Source organism: Solibacillus kalamii (genome assembly GCF_002174535.1).
Lineage (GTDB): Bacteria > Bacillota > Bacilli > Bacillales_A > Planococcaceae > Solibacillus > Solibacillus silvestris.
Map to the genome: position 1 here is coordinate 162,509 of NZ_NHNT01000004.1, position 26,869 is coordinate 189,377.

The following is a 26,869-nucleotide window of genomic DNA, read 5'->3' on the forward strand; positions in this document are numbered from 1 at the left end:
GAGGATTGAATTATTCAGGTTTTTTTGTGATGTCCTCACCAAAATACTCCATGCTAATCCGAGAAAGTGTTCCATCTTCCCGGAGTTTTTCCAGCGCCTCGTTAACTCGCTTCAATAGGTTGGGGTTATCTTTAGGCAGTACAATTGCTTGTTCACTGCGTTCGATTAATTGCTGCCCTTCTACTTTAAACCCTTCTTTTGCAGCGTTTTTTCCGGTAACAAAATCGGTGATGACCGCATCATGACGACCACTGTTTAACGCCTGTAAAGCTGTGATGTCGCTGTCATAGGTTTTAACATTGTCGGTATATCTGGAGGCTGTATCAGCATAGGTTGACCCTTTTGCTACAGCTACTTCTTTTCCGGCTAAATCATCGACAGTTTTAATATCACTATCAGGTCGGGTAAAAATTTGCGGTCCGGAATAATAATAGGGGGTAGAGAAAGCAACATGTTTGCTTCGCTGTGGATTAATCGTGTGGCTGGCAACAGCTACATCTGCACGGCCAGTTTTGACTCCTTCTACAATTCCTTTAAATTTAATCCGCTTTTGAACCGGTTCCAGACCGAGTTCTTTTGCGATCGCTTCGCCAACTTCGATGTCAAATCCTGACATCGTAAGATCCTCATTATTTACATAGCTAAATGGCTTAAACTCGCCAGAAGCAGCAAAAACAAATTGATCTTTATGTATCAGTTCTGATCCGTCGGCAAGCTTTTCCTTTTCCGCACAAGCAGATAAGAAGCAAGCCGCGATAAAACTGAAAATCAATATTAACTTCTTTTCCAACCGCATATTACGTATCAACTCCTCTCATGTATTTCTACAATCTATTTTGCTAAGTATCTTACTAATAAGTGTGAATACCCTTTTAATTCCTCTAATAAACAACGAGTGTCATAAGAAGTACAAATTTAATACGATTTTTTTCAGCTGAAAATGTCGAGTATTCTTATAATTGCTTTGCTAATATGTATCCATGAAGGAGGGATATGTTGCTAAAAGAATTAAATCAGGTAATTGAATATATTGAAGAACATTTAACCGAGGACTTGTCTCTTGAAAGCATTGCGCACTATGCCGGGGTTTCCGACTACCACTTTAGAACAGTATTTTTTCACCTATCAGGGATGACATTAAATGAGTATGTAAAGAACAGAAAACTATCGGAAGCGAATAAAGATTTATTAAATGGAGAAAAGGTAACAGATGTTGCGTTTAATTATGGTTACCAGTCAGTCGACGGTTTTACTAGAGCATTTAAAAAATGGTGTGATTGCTTACCTTCGGATGTCATCAAAAAGAAAATAAGCAAATCATTCCCTAAACTCACATTTGTTATTACTGTAAAAGGAGGAGTTTCGATGGAATGGAGAATTGAAGATAAACAAGCTTTTAATTTAGCGGGGGTAAGTAAGCGTGTGCCTATGCAGTTTGAAGGGGTAAATCAGGAAATTGTAAAGCTGGCCCAAAGCATAACGGAAGAACAAAGAAAAGAAATGCGAGCACTGCAAAATATAGAGCCTTTTGAAATTGTGAATGCATCTTATCATGCTGATGAAAATTTCCTGAAAGAAGAAGGGGAGTTAACGCACTTGATCGGTGTCTTAACGACTGAAACAAAAGTTAGTAATCGATTAAATAAAGTGCCAGTTGAAGCATGTACGTGGGCGGTATTTCCAAATGAAGGGCCGTTTCCTTCTACGTTACAAGAAACAATGGCCAAAACATACTCGGAATGGTTTCCTACTTCCGATTATGAAATTATCCAAGCACCTACGTTTTCGTTTACTAAAATAGATGAAAATAAAAAGAATTATGCTTATAGTGAAATTTGGCTCCCTGTTCGGAAAAAATAATAGGCAGGATATCCTTGCAGTAAGGCAGAACAAGGCTAACAATTAGAAGGAGGGGATAGATTGGCACTAACTCCGAAATGTATGAAATGTAATAATGAAATTAAGGGTGACGAAAAAGTGTTGGTTCAAATGCGTTACCCGAAGCGAAAAGGGTTTACGGAAGTCAAAGCTTATTTGAATCTGGAAGGCAAATTTATTTGTGAAAAGTGCTCAACAAAAATTAATATTTAAATATATAAAAGTTGCTCCATTGGTAAATGAGCCTGGAGCAACTTTTCTTAAGTTTAGGCAATTTTTTTACATGCTTCTGCACATTTAAAGCACGCTTCCGCACATTTTTGGCAATGGTCATGGTTGTGCTTTTTACATTCATTTCCACATGCTTCACAAATTTTGGCACAAACGGCAGCCAGCTCGGAAATAAACGGTGTGCCTCTGGAAATCGCCTGTTCCAAGTAGTTGCAAATATCTGCGCACTCTCTGTCCAAACGGATACATTCCGTCATCATCTGAACATGATCCTCTTTTAAGCAGGCGTCAAAACAATGGTTGCATGCTGCCATACACTCATGTAAAGTTTGCAGCAATTGTTGATGTTGCTCATGTGACATTTCCCATTCCTCCTTGTTAAGTTTTTACATTCTAATTTTCCCGTTATTTTGTCCAGTAAACTAACCTCAATAGATTCTTAAAAATTTGTAAGGTTATTAAATACCTTGTAGGGGTATAATGAATTGAGGGAGAAAATTAAAAAAGGAGAAATGCAGCGATGAAAAAAAAGAGATTAGTAACAGGGGCGCTCGTTTTAAGTACAGCGCTCGTTTTAGCGGCTTGTGGTGGAAAAGAAGAAGAGTCAAACTCTACAGAAGAAATGGATCATTCAAATATGGAACACGCTCAAATGGACCATTCTAGTTCAGGTGAAGTCCCTGAAGGATTGGCGGATGCGGAAAACCCTACATATCCAGTTGGCAGTGAAGCAATAATTAATGCCGATCATATGGGCGGTATGAATGGCGCAAAAGCAACCATTACCGGAGCATTTGATACAACTGTTTATATGGTTACGTATACTCCAACAACGGGTGGCGAGCCAGTTGAAAATCACAAATGGGTTATTCATGAAGAGCTTGAAGACGCTGGAGAAGCACCATTCAATTCCGGTGAAGAGGTCGTATTAAATGCGGAACATATGGACGGGATGGATGGCGCGGCCGCTGCAATTGATTCGGCTGAGCAAACGACCGTATATATGGTGAGCTATAAAGATACTGAAACAGGTGAGGAAGTAACGCATCATAAATGGGTTACAGAAAGTGAACTTTCCCCTGTGGAATAAAGCCCAAAAAATAATTAAGCCTTAGTTAATAAATAGGTAAGGTCCTTCACATAATGGAGTGAAGGGCTTTTTACATATTGAATAAAGCGGTAAATTACATGAACTAGTGTATTTAATGTTAAACTCAATAAATAAACATATAGTGAATATAAAAAGACGAATTTTATTACGAGCGATATAGAATCCCTTTAAAAGTAATTGGATCATGTATTTTTCTTTTAACACTGATGAAGGGAAAGATGATATGGTAAAAGACTTCGAAAAAGTAATGGAAACTCTCTCAAAAATAAATGTATTATCCAATCCGAACAATGAGCCAGTTACGATTATTGGTGAAGCAGAGAATTTGAAATGTGTCGGAATCGGGACGGACGCGGCAGTTTTTTGGTCCGAACACACCCCGGCGTATGCATTCAAACTATATGCGAAAGATAAATCAGCCAAAGTAATGGTGGAAGAAAGTGTTTACCGGAAGTTAGGCAATTCGCCTTTCTTTTCAACCTGTTTTGGTTCGAACGACAATTGCCTCGTATTAAGTTACGAGGAAGGGAAGACGCTATTTGAATGTATCCTTGAAGGCATCCATATTCCGGAACAGGCGATAAATGATGTCGAAGAAGCAAGAGAATATGCGCGCAGTAAGGGCCTGAATCCGCGTGATATTCATTTGAAAAATATACTGCTGCAAAACGGCAGAGCTAAAATAATCGATGTTTCCGAATATACGATGTCAGGAAATGATTGTCGATGGGAACATTTAAAAAAAGGGTATGAGCAATACTATCATTTAATAGACGGGAAATCCGTGCCGATCGGGGTAGTTGAAACCGTTCGAAAGTGGTATAACAGGCGAGGGAAGAAATCATTGTCATTTGAAGAAATTACAACACCTATTTTAAAACTTTTCTTTAAAAATTGATAAGTTATTTATGCCAATATACAAATAAAAGCCTCGCATTTTGATGATATATTCATCTGAATGCGTGGCTTATTTAAATAGATCCATTTCGTACTTTTTCAATCAGTGAAGAAATCCATTCACCTTCATTATTAAAACGACTTGTAAAATAGCCGGTTAAAAAATCCCCGCCTTCTTTTTTAGAACCTTCCAGCTTAACTTGCATATTCAAACTTGTAATATAATCTCTTTTCTTTTCAAGCTTTTTTAATTTCTCTTCAAGAATCATAATGATTTTTGCACGATCTACAAAGTCCAGATTCATCAATCCAACAATTGTATCTGAGAGAGAATCGGCTTTTTCAAAAAGCTGATAAATTTTTTGTGGAAGTAATGCTAGGCCCTGTTCGGTAATGGCGAAAACTTGCTTATCGGGCCGATTCTCTTCTTTAATGATCTCTGTTGGTTCGATAAGGCCCTGTTTTGTCAAAGATTCAAAATGATAATAGAGCTTGCTTTCCGTCAGGTGCGCCAATTTATCAAAAGGAATCGGTGCTGACAGCTCTTTTTTTAGTTTATATGGATAGCTGCTTTCTTTCGCTAACTTGCTCAATATATAAATTTGGATGGACATAGTATTCTCCTATACTTTATACATTTTAATCTCCGCTTATATAAATACAACTCGTGCTAAAAATAGCACGAGTTGTATTTTTTCTTAGTTTAACAAAGTTATGCCATAACTTCATCCGCTTTTTTTAAAGAAGCTGGTTGTTCAGCTGGAGCATCAACTGGAAGCGGCTTATGGAAAATCCAAACAATGATAATATTAATAAACATTGCTCCGGCTCCCACTGCAGCTAATCCCCATAGGTATGGGGCAGGGCTGATCGAACCAAACATAATCGCTAAATACGATTGAACAGAATGGTACATCGGCGTAATATAGCTAAACCATTCATATGGTGCGTACATCATATCACGTGGAATCGTAGCACCGTTCGCCAACGTTTGCATAAGCAGAATCGGAATGTTAAGAATCATACCGCCTTCACCAAGGATAAAGATTGGAATCGCACACACATTAAAAGCAGCCATATATAATAAAATCTGCTGTCCGGCAACAGGTAACAATACCGATGTGTCGACATCTGCAATTAGAAAGGCAACAGTTAATGAAGCGATAGTTGAAAGTATCGCAATTATTAAAGCAGTCAACTGTACATAAAAAAATAATCTTGTTTTACTCGCCTTACCACGGCTAGCTTTAAATGAACCGACTAACTGCATTCCTGCAATCATTGCACCTACATAACAAGCCATTGTTAAAAACATTGGCAGCATACTATTATGCATTCCCGTTGGCACATCATTCATAATGACATAGTTACCAGTGTAGCTATTTTCGATTTGCTCAGCCATTTCGGCAGCCTGTTCTTTCGGAAGGTTGAAGTTCATTAAAATTCCTTGAGCTGTTTGTTGTGAGAAATTTGCACTTAACTCATTATTAATTTGAGTAACTACAGATGACATAGAAGAGGAAACCATTGTAGATGAGGCTTCATTTACTGTGAAGTCAATGTTTGTTCCTTTACCGCTTTGTGCATCCGCTGAGAAGTTTTCAGGGATATGAATAACTAATGCAAGTTCATTGTGCTCTAAATCTTTCAGAGCTTGTTTATTTGTTAAGTCTGTTTCGATTGTCTTAAATGGTAAGCTTTCGCCTAGTTGCCCAGCGATCTGATTACCAGATTCGCCTTTGTCTTCATTTACGATGGCAATTTTTAATTCATCCATATTGCCAGGGATTGCTGTGTATCCAGGTAAAAAGATTCCAAGCATCGCTACCGCATAAAATATTCCCATAAAAATAGAAGCAATTGCCCCTTTTGATTTTAAAAACTGTTTAAATTTCACGTATTGTTTCCTCTCTTATACAATCTTTAATTTAAGTACTCTAATTAAAGTACTTTGTTTTTAGTATTCTATATTATTAGTGATTTACCTGTAAAGTAATAAGTAGGTCATAAATATTACGATAATGTGAACGGTTAGAAATACAAAACATGATTTATAAAGAGAAGATTACTTTATAAAAATTGAAAAATTCTGTAACTTTTACACTTTTTCTAAGTCTAATTAAATACAAAGTATGGAAAAGGAGGATTTAACATGAAGAATGGCAAACTTTTTGGAATGGCGCTTGTCACTTCACTCGTTGCGGTTTTTGCGCTAGGTTATTTTATGTTCTTCAAAAACACGGAAGTGCAGGCAACCGGTATTTTATTCGAAGGGGAAACGTATTCCATTACGTTAAAGCAGCCAATTACTGAAAAAAGTTTAACAGATGGGTCCATTCTAGTAGTCGGTGAAAACGATAAAAGCGCAAAGGCGAAATTGTCGGTTGATAAAGCCGGGACTACTATATCTGTCGATGGACTGAGTGTAGGGAAATATACGCTTCAAATTAAGCAAACAGCATACGCAAAGAAAGCAAAATCGCAGCAGGAACAGTCGGTTGCACTTGAAGTTGTAAGGAAAGTGGAAAAACTTACGTCAACGGAAGATTTAAAAGATTATTTTAGAGCGTTTGTAGCGCAAGAAAATGCGGCATCTAGTCGCTCTAATGATATGGTAAAAGAGGAATCGGCAATGTCGATGGAAAACAGTGATTTAAGTAGTGGCGGACCGAGTTATTCTACTACAAACAACCAGGTGGAGGGTATTGAAGAAGGGGACATTACAATAACGGACGGTCAGTCCATTTATACGATTGTCGACAATAAAGTAGTCATTGTTGATGCCAAAACTTTGCAGGTGATGAAGCGTTTAAAGATCGGTAAAGATATTTATCCAACACATTTAATGCTGCATGACCAAACATTAATTGTAGGCTACACAAAGTATGTAGAAACACAAAGAGAGCCGCATTATGACGGGAAATCGGTAACGAAAATTGCTTTCTATGATGTAAAGGATGCAAAAAATCCGACGCTAGTGCGCGAAGTGGGGCATGACGGGGATATTACGAGTATTCGTAAAGCAGGCAACTATTTGTACGTTGTATCAAGCCGTATGCCGAACTACTGGCTGCTGCAGGAAACACCGGATGTAGAGCTCCGTCCATCCACGTACGATGGGGAAAAGGAAACCATTATGCCGATCGATAAAATCCGTATGCTCCCTGAAAGCAATGAGCCGAACTATTTGATCGTATCTGCAATCGATGTAAGCAATGTGAAGTCGAATGCATGGAAAACAGAGAGCTTCCTAGGCAACAGCGGTCAACTGTATATGTCTGAAAATGCAATCTATATTGCGTCGATGAATTATTACGGGTTCTGGGCGGGAATCGAGCGCACATCTCTTGATGACACGGTTTCTAGTACAATGCCGGCGAGACAAAATAATGAAACGACAATCTACAAAATCTCGATTGATAAAACAGCGGTAAAGATGACAGCGCAAGGTAAAGTGCCTGGGTCAGTATTGAATCAATTTTCAATGGATGAGCATGATGGGCATGTACGGATAGCTACAACAGAAGGCAGTGCATGGGGAACAACGGCCAATTCAAAAAACCATCTATTCATTTTGGATGAAAACTTAGAACAAGTTGGGGCGGTCAATGATTTGGCGAAAGGGGAACGCATTTACTCAGCTCGCTTTATGGGAGATAAAGCGTATTTAGTGACATTTAAAGAAACAGATCCACTCTTTGTCATAGATACGAAAGATCCAACTGCGCCGAAAGTGTTAGGGGAGCTGAAAATTCCGGGCTTCAGCAATTACTTGCATCCAATTGGCGAAAATCACCTCCTTGGTATTGGCTATGATACGGAAGTGAAGATGGAAGAAGGTTCAAAAGAGCCGGTTGTCTATACAAATGGCATGAAACTGAGCCTGTTTGATGTAACTGATTTCAATAAACCAAAAGAACAGCAGGCGGTTGTAATTGGTGGTCGCGGAACCAACTCTCCTGTGCAATATGACCATAAAGCTCTATTCAGAGATCCACGCCAAAATTATTATGGCTTCCCTGTTACAATTTACTCGCCAACAGATGAGGAAGAGCAGCTGAAATATGAAGGAACAGGTGCTCATATTTACAAGGTAACACCAAAAGGGATTGAGCTTGTAGCCGACATGATCGAAAAGGCGCGTCCTGGTGAACAATATGAAGATTCGTATAATGTCGTACAGCGTCTACTCTATATTGATGATGAGCTGTTTACTGTATCTCGTTCCAAAGTGACGAGCTTCGACGGAAAAACATTTGAAAAGCAACAGATGGTCGGTTTCTAATTAAGTCCTAACCACAAGCACAGGTGGAATTGTGCTTGTGGTTTTTTCATGTCTGGAAAAGAAGTTAAAGGGGTATTCATGATTTCTTAAGAATTTCTTAATATTTAGCCTTTCTAAATATTAAGATTTGCCCTTTACACTAAAGTTAAGTGAAAAGGAGTGAGCGATGATGATTAAAGTAAAGAACTTACAACATACATTTTCCATCGGTAAAAGCGGAAAGGAAAGACAGGTTCCGGTACTTAAAGATGTATCATTTGATGTGGAAAAGGGGGAAATCGTAGCGGTCGTCGGTAAAAGCGGATCAGGTAAATCGACACTGCTTCAGATTTTGGCGGGTTTTATGAAACCGGAACACGGTTCAATTGTAGTAAATGCACAGGAAATTGCAGGATTTAATGAGATTCAGAGTGCAAAATTTCGTTTGGAAAACTTCGGCTTCATCTTTCAAAACTTTCAGCTGATGCCGAGTTTGACGGCATTTGAGAACATTGAATTGCCACTAAAGCTGCAAGGGATGAACGTTTCAGAACGCAGAAAACGAGTTGAAGTAATTATGAAAAAGGTTGGTTTAACTGAAGTGACCGACCATTACCCGAACGAGCTATCGGGCGGACAGCAACAGCGGGTAAGTATTGCCCGTGCTCTTGTGACGAACGCGCCGATTTTGTTGGCGGATGAACCGACAGGAAGCCTTGATTCAGAGACAGAGCAAGATATTTTAATGCTCATCCAGCAGCTGAACCGCGAATTGGATTTGACATTTATTATTATTACGCATGATGAGGAAGTGGCAATGATTGCGGACAAGCGCTTTCGTATGCATGACGGTCAATTGGTGAAAGAAGGTGAACACAATGCTATTTAAAGATCAGGTGGATTTTGTGATGCAGCATATTAGAAAAAATAAGCTGCGTGTTTTTATGACGGTATTGGCCGCAACAATGGGCTGTGCGTTTTTAATTGTGCTAGCCTCGATTGGATTTGGATTACAAGATTCGATTGAAGATGAAATTCTATCAAGTGAGACGGTGACACAAATAGAAGTGCTCGGTAGTCAAGCGCTGTTTACAGCAGAGGAGATAGCAGACATTGAAGCAGTGGAAAATGTGCAGACAGTGTTAAAAACTACGAGTGTGGATGCTAATGTAGAAGGCTATATGGGGGATCGCGATACATTTACATCATTGCGTTTAGTAGACTTTACTGATTATGCATCGATAGCAAAACCGTTAGCGGAAGGAAAATATCCGGAAAACGAGAATGAGATTGTTGTCGGATATCATTTTGGACAAACTTTATTAAATGAAGCAGACCGCAAATTAATTGAGGAAAAATCAAAGGCAGCAGAAGCAGAAGGTACTTATTACGACGGTGCTGATGAAGGGTACAAGGAATCGCTGATCGGTAAGGAAGTGGAAATTGCTTTAAGTACGAATGAACAGCCGGATGAGCTGTCGGAACGTATGACGTATAAAATTGTTGGTGTTATGCCAAAGCCGGCATATGAATGGGCAGTCGAAAACCGAATTTATATGATGGACGAGCAACGTGAAGCGATTGAAAACACTTATAACCAAGTAGTTGCAGAAGAAGAGGGAGCAAGCGATTTCCAGCTGTTTTCAGAGCGTTTTGATATTTATGCGGAAAGCTTGGAGTATGTGAAGCCGATTTTAGAAGAGTTACGTGAAAAAGGCTACGGCGTATATTCAGTTACAGAACAGTTGGATGAGTTGAATGTCTTTTTCCTAGTATTAAAAGCAGGGCTCGTTTTCGTTGGAACAATTGCTGTGCTGATCGCATCGATCGGTATCTTTAATACGATGACAATGGCAGTTACGGAACGTACACGTGAGATTGGGGTATTAAAAGCAATTGGTGCAAGTCCGAAACTGATTCAACGACTATTTCTAATGGAGAGTACCTTTATTGGAGTCATTGGAACAGTTCTGGCCATTGCAATTTCTTATGTTGTAAGCTTTGCAGCGAATGCACTATTGCCACTCATTTTAAAAGCAGCAACAGGTGAAGATGGCTTCAATAATGTACAGTTTTCAGCGATTCCATGGCAGCTGGTAGTCATTGCTGGAGCGATCAGTATCGGAGTAGCGATGATTTCTGGATTACGCCCGGCACGTAAAGCAACGAAAATTGAAGTAATGCAGGCGTTAAGACAGGAATTGTAAAATGGAAATGCATGTTATTGGAAATAATTTTATGTAGATCAAATTAGAAAATAATTAAATGAAGTTAAGGACCAAACATATTTTTATATGGTTTGGTCCTTTTTAACCTTCAATGAGAAATTGGATATTTATATTATTTACCTTCGTTTTTAGATATTACAGAAAATTTTATCTTTAAAAGTCTTCAAATTTCTTCTTTGCTTTCTGTTTTAATTTAAAACCAAACCGACCTGTATGCTCATCGTTTTTAACCAATAATTGATATGCGGAAAGAATAGTAAGAGTACGAACCGATATATAAAGACCAACAGCTATTAAAAACACAAAAATCGGATAATAAGGAACCAAGATTCCCATCTCTAATTTTTCCTCCAAGGCAAAAGCTAAGAATCCCACCGCCAGTAAACAAGCACCAATCACCATTATTCCAGAATGTTTTCTTTTAAAGCCCTCATATCTCCCTGTTAATTCTTTAAAATAATTTGAATCAAATAATAAAACTTCTTTTTTGAGAATTGAATATTGTCCTTGATCAAAACCTAATGTCGCAAAAGAAATGATCCCTAAAGCCGCAATGGCAATAATCAAAAGAACCCCAAGCATTGAATTTGTCCCCATAATTAAGTACGGTTCAAACGCCAATGCAAAAAGTCCAAAACCTAACCCAATATGTTTAGCAGTTTTTTGAGTGCTTAACAAAAAACCTTCTGCCATCTCTTTGCTTACATAATAACCTGCTTCATTTCCTTCATTGTTCTCAACAGAATCTTTCAATAAGTAATCAATAGATACCTCAAAGAGATTTCCAATCATTAAGATCTTTTCTGTTTCGGGAAATCCTTGCCCATTTTCCCATTTGCTAATTGCCTGTCTTGAGGTATTTAGTTTTTCAGCTAAAGTTTCTTGAGAATATCCTTTTTCCTTTCTTAGCTTAAATAGTTTTTCACCAAATCCCATTTATTTCAACTCCATTCATTTTGTTAGTTATAATGTATAAAAACATGGCCGTTCTTTCTATCACGTGGTGGATGCAAATTGTCAACTTGAGGTTGCATTGTTGTTATAACGGGCTTTTAAAGCCTTTTCTCTACATATCTTTAGAAAGCGTTTTACAACAAAAGGTGATCAATTAATGATCCTTTCATTTTTCATTATAGGGCATATAGAGGGGTAACTTTAAAAGGAATTGGAAATTTATGTTATAAATAGTTTTAATTATTTATAAAGAATTATCTTTGAATTAATAGAGCTTTTACCACACTTTTTAGCAAGACCACAAATTTAAGTAGCCTTGCTAATTAAGTGCTAAAACTGGTGCGAATAAGCTACCCAGTCATGATAATAAAACCTCTAATAGTGATAGCTATTAAACTTAATATTCCTAGGGAAGATAAAAGTACAGTAATTGTTTTTAAACGTCCTTTAATACTAAATATTGCAGTGAAAAATGAAAGGATTAGCATTGATATTAGTATCAATATATCCCATGAATCAGGTAATGGTTGCAATACTTGTGGGATAATAAAACCAAAAACAATAAATGATATTATCATTATCAATGAAATCATACTTAAATATTTTCTCAACTATTCATCACCCCTCCGTAATGTATAATTCTACCACATTGTTTAGGTGCTATTTCTACAAATATTCATAACACCTTTTTAAGGTTTTTCTCTCCATTAACAGAACTAAGAGTTACGTCTGGGAGAGGTTATTTGATATGGATTGGCTTAAGAGTTGTCCTAAAGAATGGGCAGGCAATTTTGATGATGAGTGGATGCAGGGTGTTACTCCAAAAATTACAATGGATCAGATTGTTAAAGTGGAACGATTTATAGCTAAGTAATAGGTTCTTTATATTGATGCGTTAATAAGTATCAACAATCGGGTGCAATTGTTGAATAGAACGATCTATACATATTGATTTCACGGAGTGGGGGATTGTTAAGTATAGTAAGAACAAAGTAAAAGCGGCCCTCCCCAAATTAAATTGAGGAGGGCCGCTTTAATGTTTACATCTAATTCACTTAGATAAATAAAAAGATGTATTAAGCTTACGAAGCTCTACGCATTGATTTCATAATAAAGCTTACAACGAACACAAGTATAATGGCACCTATGATAGCAGGGAAGATATAGAAATCAGAAACTTTAGGTCCCCAACTTCCTAGAAGCATACCGCCAATCCATGCACCGATAATACCTGCAATAATATTACCAATAATTCCACCTGGGATATCTTTACCCAAAATGACTCCTGCAAGCCAACCGATAACTCCACCAATTATTAAAAACCAAAGAAAACTCATACTGTCCATCTCCTATTTCTTATTTTAATTATTTCGCGATAGTGGTTTATAACCTTTATTAGCTTTCTTCAAACATTTCAGAGGAAAAAAATTTCGAAAATTTTAAAGGAGCTAGCGTTTGATACCAATGAACAGTTGAGAAATGTCTAGTTTTGCAAAAGGGTTTCCAACAAGCGCAGCTGCTGCTCCAGCTGAAAATAGGCCTGTTCCGCCTGTTTGATTGTAACAATTTCGAAATGGATGGACTGTTTCGGGCCAAGCTGTGCGACCCGGTGCAAATCGGCCGTAATGATTTGTGCGATTTTAGGATAGCCGCCTGTTGTTTGTCGATCCGCCATAAGCAAAATCGGCTGTCCACTTGGCGGGCGGATGGTACATTAACATCCCGCACTATGCCAAATGCACTCATTACTGATGAATCAAAAGCGATTAAACAAATTATCGAAATGGTGAAAGAGGGGACAGTGACATCTGTTCAGCAAACGAAAGTAGCGCTCCAGGCACATAGTATTTGTGTGCATGGAGACGGAGCGCATGCAGTGCAATTTGCAAAACATGCACGTCAGGAACTAGAACAGCAGGGGGTAACGGTTCAGGCATTTCGTTCATTTAAGTGAGGACTTGCCTGTTCAAATATTGAATTGAGGATTATTAGGTGAAATGTGAGGATTATCTTGATGGAAATGAGGGTTAATTGCCCTCAAGTGAGGATTAAATGCAGGCATCTGAGGATTTTCCCGAAATAGTGAGGATTAACGCAAAAAAGAGTGGCGAATATAAATCCCCACTCTTCTTAAAATTCACTTTTACTTAATGATATGGCAAAATCTCAGAAACCGTTAAAAACTCATAACCTTCTTTTTGTAAGTAGGCAAGGACTGGCTCCAGTCCATCTGCTGTAGATTGGTGGATGTCATGCATTAACACAATTGCGTTATTATGCAATGCTTCTTTTACCATCGGAAACAGCTTTTCTGAATCTCGATATTTCCAGTCAAGAGTATCAATCGTCCAGTTGACAGATTTACATGGGATTGCGTTACGAACATCATCGTTAATCGCACCGTAAGGAGGACGGAATACTGTAGAATTTTCACCGATCGCATGGATAATTGCTTCCTCTGTGGAATTGTACTCCTTTTCAATATCAGTAATAGACATTTTCGTTAAAACGGGATGTGTCCATGTATGATTACCGATTTCATGACCGCTATCACGTACTTGCCGTACTAAGCCCGGATAATATTGTGCACGGTTTCCAAGCATAAAGAATGTTGCTTTTGCATTGTACTTTTCCAGAAGCGCTAAAATCTGTTTTGTTACTTCCGGGTGTGGACCATCATCAAATGTAAGGGCGATCCGTTTTTTAGATGAGCCCTTATCACTTTTAGGAATAATCGTTTTTTCGGATTGCATTGCAATTTGGAAATCAGATGCTAAAAGCGGGTTGATGAATGATAAAGGAATTTCAACTACTGGTATACCTGCTTCCGGTTTTGTCACTTCCCCTTCATTAAAATAAATGAATAGAGAGTCATTTTTCAATGCAAAATGTTTAAATAAACGCCATTTCGGCTCTGTAGCGAATGCAAGCTCCTTTTCTAATACATACTCTTTGTACGCCGGATTTTTAAGCATTTCCGATTGGATGTGTGCTGCAAATGTTTTCAGACTTTCTAAATCCTTATTTAATAGGGCGCGAAAATCAATCAGCCCGCCTGTTTCATAATCAATTAAAAATGTTTCAACCGTTGTTTGCCTCTCGTCGGCATTTAAAATCATTTTATTTGTTAAAACAAAGGAGTAATAATGATCGTGCTCGAATGTTTCAACAGTAATCGTCAGATGGCCTGTTAACTTCTTAGTTTCTTGCTGCAGACGCATCATGTTTATGTAATATTGTTTTGATTGTTCTATATAAGTCGTAATTTCTTTATTAAAAGCTTCATATTCCGTTAAAGGATATTGAACGGTATAAGGCATTTTTTTGTTGTCTGAACGATCTGTGACAATTTTTATTCCCGGGAATTTTGATGCTTCCTCCGTAATGGTATGCTCTTTAGCGGATGTTTTGTCACTGTGCGGAAAAATCGGATCATCGCTTAAAAAAGTTAAAAAAACGATAATGGCACCTAAAAAACCGATAGCACCAATAAGAGTTAAATCAATCCAAGGACCACGCCGTTTTCTGTAAGGGTTTGTCATGATGCATCGGGTTCCTTTCTAAATGGGGTAATCTATATCATATCGACCAAAATGATGGTCACTGTAAATATTAAGGAAATACGCTGTTCTGTCAGCATAAATTGCATGAAAAAAGACTGTTATTTTCCGAGTGCTTCAAGTAATATGAGCTAAGAAGTGGAAGGGGGTCCCTTAAATGAATGCTGAAAATACTGAACTGGCGCTTGACTGCTTTTTGCTTGCAGGTCGTATTATGATTGAAAGCGGTGCTGAAACATATCGAGTGGAAGACACGATGCTACGAATGGCCCGTTCTCAAAATATGATGAATGCACAAAGCTATGTTACGCCAACAGGTATTATTTTCTCTCTAGGTAAAACACAGCCAACTCAAATTACATCGATTCCAACACGAATTACGGATTTACATCAAATTGTACTTGTAAACAATGTTTCACGTAAGCTTACATCTCAAATGATAACACTAGAGCAGGCGTATGACGAGTTAAAGAAGATCGAAAAAACAAATTATTTCCTCCCTATTTCCATTCAAGTTTTGGCTGCATGTTTAGCGAGCAGTGCGTTCTTAATGCTGTTTAAAGGAACATTATCGGATATCCCAGCTGCCTTTGTTGCAGGGGGCGTCGGTTTATATATTGTGACGATACTTCATAATATGACCCGCGTGAAATTTTTCTCCGAGTTTTTAGCATCGGTAGGGGTAGGCGTTATTGCATCCCTCGCAGTGCATTTTAATGTCGGTACGGAAATCGACAAGATTATAATCGGATCGGTCATGCCTCTTGTGCCTGGTCTGCTCATTACGAATGCAGTCCGTGATTTAATGGCAGGACATTTCACAGCAGGGATGGCAAAGGGTGCCGAAGCCTTTTTAACAGCTTTTGCGATTGGTTCAGGTGTTGCGCTTGTGCTTTCGCTCTAGTTAGTGAATCAATTTCGGAGTGCGATCATTCCAAGGTATGATCGATTGGAAGGAGCGTTCGTTGGTGGAGCATGTTTTAGCTCAAATCGTTATCAGTTTTATAGCGACCGCCTGTTTTGGTGTCATTTTTAATGCCCCGATCAAAACGATTCCGGCATGTGGCTTCGTCGGTGCTGTAGGGTGGGCAGTATATTATGTTCTGTTTGAAGGCGGACTGGATGATGTTCGAGCATCCTTTGTTGGGGCATTTGTCGTCTCATTAGTAGCATATTTCTTTGCACGCAAGTTTAGGATGCCGATGATCATATTTAGTGTGTCTGGTATTATTCCGCTTGTCCCTGGTGGCATTGCATACAGCACGATGCGAAATGTGATGGAGCTCGACTATATTGCAGGTTTGGAAAATGGAATGCGTGCATTTATGATTTCCGGAGCGATTGCGATGGGACTTGTATTTGCTGAAGTAATAATGCAGATCATTCTGCGTTTAATGAGAAAAGGAAGGACTTCGATTCAATCCTTTACTAAAGTAAAAAAGAAAAGCTCGTAAAGCACTGATCGTCAGTTGCCTTACGAGCTTTTTGATTACAGTAAAAACGAAGAAATTTCTTCTGTAGAGCTTGGTTTGCTTACAAAGTAACCTTGGATGAAATCACAGCCGATGCTTGTCAGGAATTGCATTTGTTCTTCTGTTTCCACACCTTCAGCAACGACCGTCAGATTCATTGATTTTCCTAGTTGTACCATACCGTTTACGAGCTGCTGGTTTTTTTTCGATTTCAGCGAGTGGATAAATGTCTGGTCGATTTTTATAATGGAAATAGGTAAAAGCTGCATGTAACGGAATGAGCCATAACCTGTACCAAAGTCATCAAGCACAAAGACGATGCCTTCTTTTTCAAGTGCACGCATTTGCTTAATAATTCCTGTTTCGGCTTCAGCTTCCAATGCAAACTTTTCGGTAATTTCGATTTGCAGTAAATTTGCCGGACAGCCAGTACGTTCAAGTGTTTCCAAAATTGACTTGGCCATATTTTTATCACGGAATTCGCGTACAGAAGAGTTGATGCTCACTTTAATTGCATGGCCCGCATTTTTCCATAGGACCGCCTGTTCACATGCTTTTTCCAGCATAAACGAACCGATATTATTTATTAGACCTGTCTCTTCAGCGATAGGGATCAGTTCATCAGGTGATACTGCGCCGATTTCCTCATCATCCCAACGCACTAATGCCTCAACAGCTGTAATATTACCACCTTTTAAATCAACTTGAGGCTGGTATAGAACATGAAGATTTTTCTGATCTAATGCAAGCAGTAATCGCTTTTCAACAATAGATCTGCGGTTTAATGCAGCATGTGAAGATTTTGATAAAGAGACGATGCTGTCACCGCCCGCACTGCGTACAGAAGCTATCGTAGCCAATGATGCCTTCATTAATTGAGAGAAAGTCATTTGATCTTCCGGGAAGCGTGTAATCCCGCCGCTTAATGAAAGAGGAACTGCCACATTTCCGCTGTAGATTGGATTTTGCTGTAAATAATTCAGGAAACCTTGTGTAAACCATTCTGGTAATGGTGTAATTACGACAAATTCACTTTCATTAATACGAGCCATCGTACTATCTTGGAAATACATTTTCATGCGTTTCGTAAATTCTACGATAAGAGAATTTCCGGCTACGCCATCATGCAAATCCTTAATTGTGTAAAACTTATCAATACTTAAGTAAACAAATGAAAAATGCCGGTCTTCTTCAATCATTTCCCCGATAATTTGTTCCAGACGATGAACATTCATCATTCCTGTTTCTGTATCAATATATGCGATTTTCTCCAGCTGAAACTGAATTTTTTTTTCTTTTGTAATATTTCGCTCAATCAGCAAATACTCGTTCTTTTCAGATGTTTGACCCATCATTGGAATGGCCGTTAAATGTACCCAGTAAAGTTGCTCATCCTTTGTCAATTTCTCGACTTCACCTTGCCAAACTTGTCCGTTTTGCAATGTTTTCCAAATTTCTAAAACAACTTTTTCTGATTCGGGATTTTGCGGGAACAATTGCCACAATGTTTTACCGATGACCCGTTTTGGTGTCCAGCGGCTTGCTGTTAAAAATTGCTGATTTGTTTGAGTGATAAAGCCGTCCTGGTCAAGTGTAACAGTCATGAATGATTGGTGGATCCCATTTTTAAGGTCCACTAAATGTTGCTGTTCTTCATCCATTAAACGGACTTCTTCATTTGGAATACAAAGAACAGAAATCGCTTGTTCATTTAAGAAAACTGTCGGCTTTGTATAAAGAGTACATATTTTGGAAGATTGTCCTTTTAATGAAAGAGGGATGTTGTGCAAACATAACGCTACCGAACCGGTTAAAATGGTTTCAATGACATCGTCACCTACTTCTGAAAAAAGCGTGTCGTGTATGGACTTACCTATTAGTTCTTTTGTCTCTTTTAATATATAGTCCAAATGACTGATATTTTCGTGAACAAGTGTGCCATTAGGTGAGAGTACAAAAGAAGGGAAAGGGGTATCTAGTAGTGGCTCAGTACTAGTAGAATAGATTTGTTCTTTTGTCATAAGTTAAGTCTCCTTAATTAATTAATTCATATTGCAATTATAATTAAATAACATAGTTTAGTCATTTAAGATGAATTTTTATTTGTAAAAATTAATCATGCATAGGATTATTATACCTTATTATTGGGTAATAAGTAGTTAAATTTATGCATCTTTACTAGAATAATTGTATCAGGAAGTTTTTTTGTTTTTAATGAAAAGAATATTTGTGGAAAGATAAATTTGAAGGGATTCATGCGCGAGTATTGCGTTACTTCGATAGCTTTACTAAAATAAAGAAATTATAGTAGTTAGAATTGGAGTAGAAAGAATGAATTTATCGGCAATAACAGTGTCGTTTCCTTTAGATGAAGAAACATATGAAGAAGTACAGAAATTATGTAAAACAGCGGCCGTTTGTGATGGCGTATTATTAAATCAAGTAATGAATTTACCGATAGCGAAAAGCTATGAAATACGGGGATTTTATGTTCTTGTATATGATGATGAAAAGAATTTGTTGGTCGGAGCAGGTACTGCTGTCGATTTGATGGGATTAAATACGTATGAATGGTCGATGCTCGTTGCACCAATGTACCGTCACCTTGGAATTGGCACGGCAATTTTGAATGTGCTGAAAGATGGCATGGCGATGCGTGAAAGTGAAGGAGAACTCGCATTAATCATGGAAGGTTCTCATTACGGCAAAGAATTTCTTCAAAAGAATGGGTATTTATACAGCTTTTCTGAAGCGACATTGGAAGCCCGTGCAGAAGTTCTGCAAACAGATGGAGCTGTTACCTTACGCCCATTTATGCAAAAGGATACCGAAGCACTTGTCGCGATTTTCAGTGATGCGTTTGGCGATATGCGTGAGGAGTCATTGGAATTAATCGAGTTTAATACAACGACTGAAGGCCTAGTCATGTGGACAGCTGAAATTGATGGTGAAGTTGTTGGAACAGTGACGACTCGTAAAGAAGGCGAAGTACAATGGATTACGGCATTTGCTGTTTCCCCAAAAAGACAGCGCCAAGGAATCGGTACACAAATTTTAAACTTCGTGAAAGATTATGCACTTCGATCTGGAGACAAGACAATTTTACTCGATGTGGAAGTCGAAAACATGGCAGCCCTTCATGTATATGAAAAAGCCGGTTTTATGAAGTCCTCCCAGCTTGATTATTATATTTATATTGGATTGTAAGCCAGTGGATTCAAGTGCTTACGAAGTAAACGTTCATGATTATATGAAAGTTTGAACGGTTATGGTTAGTTCATTCCTAAAAGTAAAGCATCAATCGCAATTTATGGCATGCGATTGATGCTTTTAAGTTAATAACCCACTCCCAATCACTTCATTAAAAAAGCCTCTTTCGAAGGGCCAACCAAATAAAGCTCGTGCATGGCGCGGGTTAAGGCTACATACAGCAGTTTCCGGTCAAGAGGGTTGTCATCATACGGTGTATCAAATGACGTTAGAATGACTGCATCAAACTCTAACCCTTTTGCCAAGTGACTTGGGATGACGAGAAGTTTTTGCTGATCGATTGCTGAATTCTCATCGAGTAACTGAGCCGGAACATCGGAGTTTTCAAGCTGTCCGATTAACTGAACGGCTTCATGTGTCGTCTTGCAAATAAGCGCAATGGATTGATGCTGATTGTCGCGGATCTTTACAAGCACGTCTTGAATAATAGCGGAATCAAACCCTTCCGCAACGATAAATTCAGGCTCTTTTCCATGACGGACAACAGGTTCAACTAGAGGTAAATCCTCATCCATCTGCATTAGGATTTCATTGGCAACATCCATAATTTCAATTGTTGTTCGGTAGCTTTTTTGAAGTGTTGCATACGTTGCGCGCGGGAAAAGAGAAAGTATGGGCTGCCACTCTGTCAAGGACCGGTAGCTGTGGATTCCTTGCGCGAGATCGCCAACCATTGTAAACATATCCGTTTCAAGGCCGGCTTTTAAGGCAGCAAGCTGAAAATAGCTGTAATCCTGTACTTCGTCGATAAACACGACGCGCATTTTCCACTTATCATCAATGCCTTTGATCTTTGCCTGCAAAAAGTAAAGGGCAGCCAAATCTTCCAGCACCCACCGTTCTTTCTGGTGTGCCTTTATAAAATGGGCAACTTCTTCCAAAGGCCATTCAGGAGCCACTTCACCCAATAATTCACGGTTCGTCAAAAGCTCTCGGTACAACTGCTTCACTTTCACTTTTTGGAACTTTTTCATATAGACTGTTGCAACGGATTTTGCTTCCTGCTTAATTTTTGGAACGCGGGCATCCCTTTCGTCGATTAGCTTTGTCACTGTACGACGACGTTTCTCTGCGTCACGCATCCCATTTAGCGCACGACCGATTGCATCTTCATAGCGCGTATTCAATGTAGCGAGCACTGCTGCGGTTTTCCGCTTTACCTCTGTTTGAATAACCTTTTTAATACGTTCAAGCCGTTTTTCCACAGGCATATAATGAAATTCTACCAAAAACAGCTTTCGTAAATGCTCGCCTTTCATAATGCGGTATTTTTCAATGAATACATCATCAAACAATGCTGCAAGTTGCTGTTCATAGTGCTCGATATAGCGGTTCATCATGAGCTCGTAAAATGGACTGCCTTTTGTTTTCGAAATCATGGCATACTCTTGCTGTACGGAAGGGTTTGCAATGAGTTGCTCGAGTTGTTCATTCGGATTCTGGAGTTTTAATTTTAATTTCAGTGCATCAAGCACATATTGCGCATATGTTGTCTGGCAAATTTTATCGACGCCAAGCTCCGGTAATACATCGGCAATATAATCGATAAATAACCGGTTCGGTGCGAGAATCATTAACTGTTCTGGATTGAAATGCTCGCCCATCGTGTAAAGGAAATACGAAATCCGGTGGAGGGCAATTGTTGTTTTACCTGAACCTGCCGCACCTTGTACAAGAATCGGCTGGCGTAGATGTGCACGAATAATTTCATTTTGTTCTTTTTGGATAGTGGAGACGATTTCCGTTAACCGGACATCGGCTTTTCCTTCGAGCGCTTCCTGGAGGAGCTCATCATTTGTTGTTAAATCGACATCACGGTAATTGATCAGCTCGCCATTTTCAATTTTATATTGGCGCTTGGCAAACAAATGACCGGAATGTGTTTCATCCCGGACATCGTATGTAATATCGCCAAGCCGGCCATCGTAGTAAACGTTTGCGACAGGGGAGCGCCAATCAACAATGATCGGTTCGTGTGTTTCGCTGTGGAAAAGCGAGGTTTTTCCGATATAAAGAAATTCCTCATCTTCGTTTTCACGCTGAAAATGGATTCGTGCAAAATACGGTTTTTGACGAATCGCTTCCAACCCTTCTTTTTGATTACGGGCAAGCTCGAAAAAACGGGTATTCATTAAAATGTTCAGGAAGCTGTCACTGGAATCCAAATATTCCACATTGGCCATCGCAGTACGAATATTTTCCTGGGCCGTCTCAATATCTTTTTTTGAGCTATTTAAAATCCGGTCCATATAATGGATCGTTTCGTGCAGGCGCTGTTGTTCCTGTTTAAAATCTTGAGCTGTCATTAAATTTCCCCCCTAACGCGTTACCACTTTGCAACATGTTCTTCAATGCAGCCAAGCATTTGCTGGATGTGCAGTGTTTTGCCATCATCAAGCTGAATAAATCCATCATAATAACCGACCATTTGGTGGACAGAGGAAACGATGAGTTTAGCATTCGTTTCTGCTACACGTTCAAAAAATGGTGTGAAAGTTAAGTTGACGCGTCCGCTAAATTTCGTTTTGATCGTCCACGGGTGCATGAAATTGGTGCGATCATAGTGAAACAGAACATCTTCATGAATTTTCGTCATATGCCCGTCGATAAAAATGGCATTTTCGGTCATGCCTGTTCCATCCGTCCATTTACCGCCAAAGTTCAAACCGATCCGCTGACCGCGAACTTTCTGTGATGCCATTCCCCAGTTCCAAGTTGCTTCACGAGGCCAAACACCGCGGCCATAATCGAGTACAGCAAAGCTTTCTTCCGGTGTAAACGTAAAGGTGCGGTTCCCGATTTTTACCGAACCCGAAGTTGGTAACGTGTGATGTTTCGCCGTAAATTGGAATGTACGGCGATTCCATGGAATGACTACATTGAGGGAGTCATCGCCTTTCGGATGTGCAATTGTGAGCTCTGCATGCAAAGGGTCACCATCAAAATCAGGAGCGGTCACTGTTAAATGGGTCTCGCGATTGAAGTATGTAAGTTGGATGGACATTTCCGTATTTTTATATTGAATTGTTTCGAGCACTTGCGTCGGCATTTTTACTTTTGCCCCAAGTGGAATTAAAATTGTTTTTTCAAAGTAACGTTGTGTCTCGTATTCGAGGAAATAAACAAAGCATACAGCCGCATAATCCATATGACTGATTGTCGCGGAAAATAAGATCTCCTCGCCATATACACACCAGTAATTCCATTTTTTCTTGCGCATAAGATGCCCTGACAAATTACTGTCGATAATAGGTCTACGTGCAAAACCGATTGCTTCCGGATTTAAATTCCCTTTTTTATCGCAAAGGGCTATAGGAAGAAAAATTTCCCTTTCTGCATGTTGTGTCATCATAATTCCCCCTAACCGTTTCATAATTTCAATAAAATAATTGTATCAAAGATTTACAAAAACAGGGGATTTTTGCTCTACATTCACAACACTTTCATAATTAGAAAGTACTCGACATACGCTGTGAAAAAAGGAGAAGATTGTTGCCTACTTATAATCGGATGGCTGCTGTTGCTTATGCAAATAGATGGTGGGACAGCTTTAATCCTGAATATCCGATATTTCGGGATGACTGTACGAACTTTATTTCCCAATGTTTACGTGCTGGAGGGGCTCCAATGCGGGGGGCACCGAATCGTGGGCAAGGCTGGTGGATGATCGGACAACCGGAGCGCTGGAGTTATAGCTGGTCTGTTGCACACTCCCTTCGCTGGTATTTGGAAACGTCCACGCAAGGCTTACGCGCGACAAGAGTAAGCTCTGCAAGTGAACTGCAGCTTGGGGATGTCATTTTTTATGATTTTACGGGGGATGGTCGGATAGATCATAGTACAATTGTGACGCGAATTGAGCAGGGGGTCCCGTATGTAAATGCCCACACATCCAACAGCAGCGACCGCATCTATACGTATGAAGACTCCACCGCCTATACTCCGAACATGCAGTACTACTATTACCATATTGAAGATGAGTTTTGAAGGGCTATAGGGAGGGGAAAGGAATAAGCGGAATTTTCCCGCCTGTTTAATACGTGGCTTAACTGAATTGTGGTAACCTGCCTTATAATGAACCTTTTTAATAGAATTCCCTCAATGTAATATGTTAAATAGAGATCATTCATGCTAATGTAATAGTAGTAATTGAAGGAGGATTTGGCGATGACTTTATCAGTAAGAGACGCAGTATTGCAACGTCGTTCGATTAAACTGTTTAACGGACAGCAGGTTGACAAAAAGGCAGTAATGGAAATTTTGGATGATGCAAAATGGGCACCGAATCACGGCAACCGTCAGCCATGGCGCATTGTAGTAGGTGCAGAGGAGCAGCTGCCAAAAGTACATGAACTGCTTCGAGACCTTGCAGTTCCGAAATGGCAGGAGCTTTCAGAAGATGCGCTTGCTATACAAATGAAAAAATTCACATTGGCCGGTGCGTACGCTTTTGTGCTAGTAACAGAAGATGTTCGTCAAAAAGAACGGTTGGAAGACTATGCGGCAGCCGCTTGCTATCTGCAAAATGTGCAACTACTGGCGTGGGAAAAAGGGATCGGCACGTGCTGGAAAACACCGGGCTTCTTAGACAATCCGAAATTCCGTGAAGCATTAAATGCACAGCCACATGAGCGTGTCATTTCGATGTTCCAGTTCGGTTATTACGATAATGTGCCAAATGTAAGAACACGAAAAGACCTTTCTGAATTCGTAACGGAGTTTGGCCAATAATGGATTGAATGCATGAGGAAGCGGTGACTTCCTCATGCATTTTTTTATGGAAACCTACTCAAATACTTAAATATTATATTTATGCAACAATATTTACTTATACTTAATTGGGAATCGAGATAGTTACATTATAAAATTGAATGTTGTATATAAAAATAATAGATGAGAAATTCATTCGGGTATACGGAGAGATTTCACCAAAGGAGATACTATGCAATTTAAAAGTTTAAAAACCCGGCTAATGATAATCTTGTTGTTAGTTGGAATTATTCCTGTGTTTACTACGGTTACGTACAATTATTTTGCAACATCAAACAGCTTCGAAGACATTCAATTTGATAAGCAAAATGAAATAGAACAAGGTGTTTCACAATACTTTGAGAAAACCGCAGCCGACTTGCAATATTTAGCAGAGCTGTACGCCAAAGATCCGGAAATTCAGCAATTGCTCATGAATACTGATCGTGCTGCTGTTCAATCTGCTGGCGAAGCACTGTTTAATAAATTAAATGCGCAACATAAACTGGCCGTCATGGAAATTGGCGATGAAAAAGGCAAAGTATATTTAAGAGGTCATAACCCTACAAAATTCGGTGATGACAAGTCAGATATTCCCGCAATTCAAGGCGCACTTGAAGGAAATGCTTACAGCGGATTTGAGTATGGTTCAAGCGGATTGGCTGTACGAGCATTTGCCCCGATAGAGGTGAATGAGCAAATCGTCGGGACATTGCAAATAGGCCTTGGCAATGAGTTTATTGCAGAAGTTCAAAATTTATTCCCGGGTATGTCACTTCAACTTCTTAATGGAGAGGGCGAAATTGTTGAATCATCCGAACAAGCAAATATTGGCGCCAAGCTAAACGGTCAGGCAGTTTCGGATGTTCTTGCCGGAAAATCAAGTCATTATAAAAATGATGGTGACCATATAATCGAAAGCTTTTTACCAATGGAAGACCCGGCTGCAGTTTCGGTAATCGGCGGCATTCATCTCATACAAAATATAGAAAAAACGCAATCCGCAATGGCCAGCATGATCAACATGAGTGCTGCGATTTTAATCATCACAATCATTCTTGCTGTCCTTGTTGCATTTTTCTTTAGTCGCTCAATAACAAAACCAATCATTCATACATCAAAACTGATGCATGTACTAAGTAGAGGCGTTTTGACGCAGCGTATGGATGATCATAATCGTCACGATGAAATTGGAAGGTTAATGACGGATATGAAAGTGATGCAAGAACAGTTGCATGGGACAATATCGGAAGTTTCTTTTGCATCAAGTAGTGTCAAAGCGCAAAGTACAATGCTTGCTCAATCGACAAATGAAGTATCTACTGGAGCACTGGCGATTGCCGAAACGATGGAGGCACTGTCGCGCGGGATTGAGACTCAAACGAATGAAATCACCGAAGTATATGAAGCGGTAACAGATTTTTCTCAAACATTGAAGGAAACAACCGAGCAAGGAACAAAGCTTGAAACGCTATCGTATAACGTTCTTTCCCTTTCATCGGAAGGTACAAAAATGATGGGAACTTCAAATGGACAGATGGAACAGATTCATGAAATGATGCAGACGGCCATTGAAAAAATGGGGGATTTAGGACAACGTGTTGGACAGATTTCATCATTTGTGAAAATTATTGAAGATGTCGCAAACCAGACGAATCTGCTTGCATTAAATGCGTCAATCGAGGCAGCTCGTGCCGGTGAACATGGTAAAGGGTTTGCCGTTGTTGCCGAAGAAGTGCGCAAACTTGCCGAGCAGGTAGCCAAATCGGTAACGGAAATTACAACGATTGTCGGTACAATTCAGTATGGAACGAAAGAATTGAGCAATTCATTACAGCAAGGCTTTACGACAGTTGAAGCAGGTTCATCGCAGCTTGCAGATACGGCCGAAACGTTCAGGGAAATCGAACACTCTGTACTTAAAATGGATCAGTTTATGAAGCAAGTGCTTGTTCAACTAGAAGCGATGAACAAGGAAGGGCAGAATATCAATGATTCCATGCAGGAAATTTCAGCCATTACAGAAGAAACTACAGCCAGCGTAGAAGAAACTACGGCTACAGTTGTTCAAACAAGTGCCACGATGGAAAATGTTGCGGCAACGACAGAGCAACTCGCTGAACTGGCCGAGAAGTTGGATGCTATTGTGAAAGAATATAAAGTGTAAATATTCTAAAAAGCAAAAGGAGTTGCCACATCGTGCTGGCAGCTCCTTTAATTATTCTCTTCCGAATAATTTGGAAGGTTTGATGGTA

Annotated in this window: 26 protein-coding genes; 15 read left to right on the forward strand and 11 right to left on the reverse strand. The window is 39.3% G+C overall.

What is annotated here, in order from left to right; genetic code table 11:
* Window positions 1–10 precede the first annotated feature (10 nt).
* Window positions 11–796: a transporter substrate-binding domain-containing protein gene (locus CBM15_RS08810; RefSeq protein ID WP_087617173.1), complete on the reverse strand. Its 786-nt coding sequence runs from the start codon at window positions 794–796 to the stop codon at window positions 11–13.
* A gap of 200 nt (window positions 797–996) precedes the next feature.
* On the opposite strand from CBM15_RS08810, the gene CBM15_RS08815 reads away from it, so the two are divergent.
* Together CBM15_RS08815 and CBM15_RS08820 are read left to right on the forward strand one after the other, a co-directional pair.
* Window positions 997–1,860 carry an AraC family transcriptional regulator gene (locus tag CBM15_RS08815; protein WP_087617174.1) on the forward strand — a complete coding sequence of 288 codons (864 nt, stop codon included), beginning with the start codon at window positions 997–999 and terminating at the stop codon, window positions 1,858–1,860.
* Window positions 1,861–1,941: 81 nt separating this feature from the next.
* Complete coding sequence (locus CBM15_RS08820; RefSeq protein WP_087617214.1) at window positions 1,942–2,091, forward strand: Fe3+ hydroxamate ABC transporter substrate-binding protein; 150 nt, start codon at window positions 1,942–1,944, stop codon at window positions 2,089–2,091.
* A 53-nt stretch (window positions 2,092–2,144) separates the two neighbouring features.
* Here the strand turns inward: CBM15_RS08820 and CBM15_RS08825 are convergent, their stop codons facing one another.
* Window positions 2,145–2,471, reverse strand: coding sequence for a four-helix bundle copper-binding protein (locus CBM15_RS08825; protein WP_087617175.1), 327 nt, complete (start codon window positions 2,469–2,471; stop codon window positions 2,145–2,147).
* Between the two features lie 158 nt (window positions 2,472–2,629).
* On the opposite strand from CBM15_RS08825, the gene CBM15_RS08830 reads away from it, so the two are divergent.
* Complete coding sequence (locus tag CBM15_RS08830; protein WP_087617176.1) at window positions 2,630–3,199, forward strand: YdhK family protein; 570 nt, start codon at window positions 2,630–2,632, stop codon at window positions 3,197–3,199.
* Window positions 3,200–3,443: 244 nt separating this feature from the next.
* The gene (locus CBM15_RS08835) at window positions 3,444–4,118 is read left to right on the forward strand and encodes a serine/threonine protein kinase (RefSeq protein ID WP_065217559.1); all 675 of its coding nucleotides are present in this window, start codon (window positions 3,444–3,446) and stop codon (window positions 4,116–4,118) included.
* Between the two features lie 73 nt (window positions 4,119–4,191).
* On the opposite strand, the gene CBM15_RS08840 is transcribed toward CBM15_RS08835, so the two are convergent.
* Together CBM15_RS08840 and CBM15_RS08845 are read right to left on the reverse strand one after the other, a co-directional pair.
* Window positions 4,192–4,731 carry a PadR family transcriptional regulator gene (locus tag CBM15_RS08840; protein WP_087617177.1) on the reverse strand — a complete coding sequence of 180 codons (540 nt, stop codon included), beginning with the start codon at window positions 4,729–4,731 and terminating at the stop codon, window positions 4,192–4,194.
* A gap of 98 nt (window positions 4,732–4,829) precedes the next feature.
* Window positions 4,830–6,014, reverse strand: coding sequence for a YhgE/Pip domain-containing protein (locus CBM15_RS08845; RefSeq protein WP_087617178.1), 1,185 nt, complete (start codon window positions 6,012–6,014; stop codon window positions 4,830–4,832).
* 255 nt (window positions 6,015–6,269) lie between these two features.
* On the opposite strand from CBM15_RS08845, the gene CBM15_RS08850 reads away from it, so the two are divergent.
* The 3 genes from CBM15_RS08850 to CBM15_RS08860 all read left to right on the forward strand — a co-directional run bounded on the left by CBM15_RS08850 (window position 6,270) and on the right by CBM15_RS08860 (window position 10,588).
* Complete coding sequence (locus tag CBM15_RS08850) at window positions 6,270–8,402, forward strand: beta-propeller domain-containing protein (RefSeq protein ID WP_087617179.1); 2,133 nt, start codon at window positions 6,270–6,272, stop codon at window positions 8,400–8,402.
* Window positions 8,403–8,571: 169 nt separating this feature from the next.
* Complete coding sequence (locus CBM15_RS08855; protein ID WP_087617180.1) at window positions 8,572–9,270, forward strand: ABC transporter ATP-binding protein; 699 nt, start codon at window positions 8,572–8,574, stop codon at window positions 9,268–9,270.
* Window positions 9,260–10,588 carry an ABC transporter permease gene (locus tag CBM15_RS08860; RefSeq protein WP_087617181.1) on the forward strand — a complete coding sequence of 443 codons (1,329 nt, stop codon included), beginning with the start codon at window positions 9,260–9,262 and terminating at the stop codon, window positions 10,586–10,588. The genes CBM15_RS08855 and CBM15_RS08860 overlap by 11 nt, the downstream gene beginning before the upstream one ends.
* Before the next feature lie 174 nt (window positions 10,589–10,762).
* On the opposite strand, the gene CBM15_RS08865 is transcribed toward CBM15_RS08860, so the two are convergent.
* Entirely contained in the window at window positions 10,763–11,545 is a 783-nt protein-coding gene (locus CBM15_RS08865) for a helix-turn-helix domain-containing protein (RefSeq protein WP_087617182.1), read from the reverse strand.
* Window positions 11,546–12,311: 766 nt separating this feature from the next.
* Between CBM15_RS08865 and CBM15_RS19615 the strand changes: the two genes are divergently transcribed.
* The gene (locus CBM15_RS19615) at window positions 12,312–12,437 is read left to right on the forward strand and encodes a hypothetical protein (protein ID WP_275584033.1); all 126 of its coding nucleotides are present in this window, start codon (window positions 12,312–12,314) and stop codon (window positions 12,435–12,437) included.
* 208 nt (window positions 12,438–12,645) lie between these two features.
* On the opposite strand, the gene CBM15_RS08875 is transcribed toward CBM15_RS19615, so the two are convergent.
* Both CBM15_RS08875 and CBM15_RS08880 read right to left on the reverse strand, forming a co-directional pair.
* The gene (locus tag CBM15_RS08875; RefSeq protein WP_008406295.1) at window positions 12,646–12,900 is read right to left on the reverse strand and encodes a GlsB/YeaQ/YmgE family stress response membrane protein; all 255 of its coding nucleotides are present in this window, start codon (window positions 12,898–12,900) and stop codon (window positions 12,646–12,648) included.
* Between the two features lie 146 nt (window positions 12,901–13,046).
* Window positions 13,047–13,238, reverse strand: a complete 192-nt coding sequence (locus tag CBM15_RS08880; protein ID WP_140405558.1) for a hypothetical protein — start codon at window positions 13,236–13,238, stop codon at window positions 13,047–13,049.
* Between CBM15_RS08880 and CBM15_RS08885 the strand changes: the two genes are divergently transcribed.
* The gene (locus tag CBM15_RS08885) at window positions 13,224–13,517 is read left to right on the forward strand and encodes a LamB/YcsF family protein (protein WP_158100198.1); all 294 of its coding nucleotides are present in this window, start codon (window positions 13,224–13,226) and stop codon (window positions 13,515–13,517) included. The genes CBM15_RS08880 and CBM15_RS08885 overlap by 15 nt on opposite strands.
* 193 nt (window positions 13,518–13,710) lie before the next feature.
* Here CBM15_RS08885 and CBM15_RS08890 read toward each other — a convergent pair whose 3' ends face one another.
* Entirely contained in the window at window positions 13,711–15,105 is a 1,395-nt protein-coding gene (locus CBM15_RS08890; protein WP_087617185.1) for a polysaccharide deacetylase family protein, read from the reverse strand.
* Between the two features lie 175 nt (window positions 15,106–15,280).
* Between CBM15_RS08890 and CBM15_RS08895 the strand changes: the two genes are divergently transcribed.
* Together CBM15_RS08895 and CBM15_RS08900 are read left to right on the forward strand one after the other, a co-directional pair.
* Window positions 15,281–16,027, forward strand: a complete 747-nt coding sequence (locus tag CBM15_RS08895; RefSeq protein WP_087617186.1) for a threonine/serine exporter family protein — start codon at window positions 15,281–15,283, stop codon at window positions 16,025–16,027.
* A 64-nt stretch (window positions 16,028–16,091) separates the two neighbouring features.
* Complete coding sequence (locus tag CBM15_RS08900; protein ID WP_087617187.1) at window positions 16,092–16,577, forward strand: threonine/serine exporter family protein; 486 nt, start codon at window positions 16,092–16,094, stop codon at window positions 16,575–16,577.
* 35 nt (window positions 16,578–16,612) lie between these two features.
* On the opposite strand, the gene CBM15_RS08905 is transcribed toward CBM15_RS08900, so the two are convergent.
* Window positions 16,613–18,616, reverse strand: a complete 2,004-nt coding sequence (locus CBM15_RS08905; protein WP_087617188.1) for a sensor domain-containing protein — start codon at window positions 18,614–18,616, stop codon at window positions 16,613–16,615.
* Window positions 18,617–18,926: 310 nt separating this feature from the next.
* Between CBM15_RS08905 and CBM15_RS08910 the strand changes: the two genes are divergently transcribed.
* Window positions 18,927–19,802 (forward strand): GNAT family N-acetyltransferase, encoded by an 876-nt coding sequence (locus CBM15_RS08910; RefSeq protein WP_087617189.1) that lies wholly within the window; start codon window positions 18,927–18,929, stop codon window positions 19,800–19,802.
* Window positions 19,803–19,948: 146 nt separating this feature from the next.
* On the opposite strand, the gene helD is transcribed toward CBM15_RS08910, so the two are convergent.
* Together helD and CBM15_RS08920 are read right to left on the reverse strand one after the other, a co-directional pair.
* Entirely contained in the window at window positions 19,949–22,171 is a 2,223-nt protein-coding gene (helD, locus tag CBM15_RS08915; protein ID WP_087617190.1) for an RNA polymerase recycling motor HelD, read from the reverse strand.
* A 20-nt stretch (window positions 22,172–22,191) separates the two neighbouring features.
* The gene (locus tag CBM15_RS08920; RefSeq protein WP_087617191.1) at window positions 22,192–23,214 is read right to left on the reverse strand and encodes a DUF2804 domain-containing protein; all 1,023 of its coding nucleotides are present in this window, start codon (window positions 23,212–23,214) and stop codon (window positions 22,192–22,194) included.
* 140 nt (window positions 23,215–23,354) lie between these two features.
* Between CBM15_RS08920 and CBM15_RS08925 the strand changes: the two genes are divergently transcribed.
* From CBM15_RS08925 to CBM15_RS08935, 3 genes are all read left to right on the forward strand, one after another.
* Window positions 23,355–23,852, forward strand: a complete 498-nt coding sequence (locus CBM15_RS08925; protein WP_087617192.1) for an amidase domain-containing protein — start codon at window positions 23,355–23,357, stop codon at window positions 23,850–23,852.
* A gap of 180 nt (window positions 23,853–24,032) precedes the next feature.
* Window positions 24,033–24,596, forward strand: coding sequence for a nitroreductase family protein (locus CBM15_RS08930; protein WP_014824839.1), 564 nt, complete (start codon window positions 24,033–24,035; stop codon window positions 24,594–24,596).
* A 211-nt stretch (window positions 24,597–24,807) separates the two neighbouring features.
* On the forward strand, window positions 24,808–26,781 hold the full coding sequence (locus CBM15_RS08935; protein ID WP_087617193.1) for a methyl-accepting chemotaxis protein: 1,974 nt from the start codon (window positions 24,808–24,810) through the stop codon (window positions 26,779–26,781).
* The last annotated feature ends 88 nt before the right edge of the window (window positions 26,782–26,869 follow it).

What these genes read in the sequence shown, in the direction of transcription:
- CBM15_RS19615 (WP_275584033.1), top strand. Translation starts at nt 12,312, where the DNA reads ATGGATTGGCTTAAGAGTTGTCCTAAAGAATGGGCAGGCAATTTTGAT.
- CBM15_RS08880 (WP_140405558.1), bottom strand. Translation starts at nt 13,238, where the DNA reads ATGGCGGATCGACAAACAACAGGCGGCTATCCTAAAATCGCACAAATC.
- CBM15_RS08855 (WP_087617180.1), top strand. Translation starts at nt 8,572, where the DNA reads ATGATTAAAGTAAAGAACTTACAACATACATTTTCCATCGGTAAAAGC.
- CBM15_RS08920 (WP_087617191.1), bottom strand. Translation starts at nt 23,214, where the DNA reads ATGACACAACATGCAGAAAGGGAAATTTTTCTTCCTATAGCCCTTTGC.
- CBM15_RS08930 (WP_014824839.1), top strand. Translation starts at nt 24,033, where the DNA reads ATGACTTTATCAGTAAGAGACGCAGTATTGCAACGTCGTTCGATTAAA.
- CBM15_RS08910 (WP_087617189.1), top strand. Translation starts at nt 18,927, where the DNA reads ATGAATTTATCGGCAATAACAGTGTCGTTTCCTTTAGATGAAGAAACA.
- CBM15_RS08895 (WP_087617186.1), top strand. Translation starts at nt 15,281, where the DNA reads ATGAATGCTGAAAATACTGAACTGGCGCTTGACTGCTTTTTGCTTGCA.
- CBM15_RS08840 (WP_087617177.1), bottom strand. Translation starts at nt 4,731, where the DNA reads ATGTCCATCCAAATTTATATATTGAGCAAGTTAGCGAAAGAAAGCAGC.
- CBM15_RS08865 (WP_087617182.1), bottom strand. Translation starts at nt 11,545, where the DNA reads ATGGGATTTGGTGAAAAACTATTTAAGCTAAGAAAGGAAAAAGGATAT.
- CBM15_RS08935 (WP_087617193.1), top strand. Translation starts at nt 24,808, where the DNA reads ATGCAATTTAAAAGTTTAAAAACCCGGCTAATGATAATCTTGTTGTTA.
- CBM15_RS08850 (WP_087617179.1), top strand. Translation starts at nt 6,270, where the DNA reads ATGAAGAATGGCAAACTTTTTGGAATGGCGCTTGTCACTTCACTCGTT.
- CBM15_RS08835 (WP_065217559.1), top strand. Translation starts at nt 3,444, where the DNA reads ATGGTAAAAGACTTCGAAAAAGTAATGGAAACTCTCTCAAAAATAAAT.
- CBM15_RS08830 (WP_087617176.1), top strand. Translation starts at nt 2,630, where the DNA reads ATGAAAAAAAAGAGATTAGTAACAGGGGCGCTCGTTTTAAGTACAGCG.
- CBM15_RS08810 (WP_087617173.1), bottom strand. Translation starts at nt 796, where the DNA reads ATGCGGTTGGAAAAGAAGTTAATATTGATTTTCAGTTTTATCGCGGCT.
- CBM15_RS08905 (WP_087617188.1), bottom strand. Translation starts at nt 18,616, where the DNA reads ATGACAAAAGAACAAATCTATTCTACTAGTACTGAGCCACTACTAGAT.
- helD (WP_087617190.1), bottom strand. Translation starts at nt 22,171, where the DNA reads ATGACAGCTCAAGATTTTAAACAGGAACAACAGCGCCTGCACGAAACG.
- CBM15_RS08825 (WP_087617175.1), bottom strand. Translation starts at nt 2,471, where the DNA reads ATGTCACATGAGCAACATCAACAATTGCTGCAAACTTTACATGAGTGT.
- CBM15_RS08860 (WP_087617181.1), top strand. Translation starts at nt 9,260, where the DNA reads ATGCTATTTAAAGATCAGGTGGATTTTGTGATGCAGCATATTAGAAAA.
- CBM15_RS08875 (WP_008406295.1), bottom strand. Translation starts at nt 12,900, where the DNA reads ATGAGTTTTCTTTGGTTTTTAATAATTGGTGGAGTTATCGGTTGGCTT.
- CBM15_RS08820 (WP_087617214.1), top strand. Translation starts at nt 1,942, where the DNA reads ATGAAATGTAATAATGAAATTAAGGGTGACGAAAAAGTGTTGGTTCAA.
- CBM15_RS08890 (WP_087617185.1), bottom strand. Translation starts at nt 15,105, where the DNA reads ATGACAAACCCTTACAGAAAACGGCGTGGTCCTTGGATTGATTTAACT.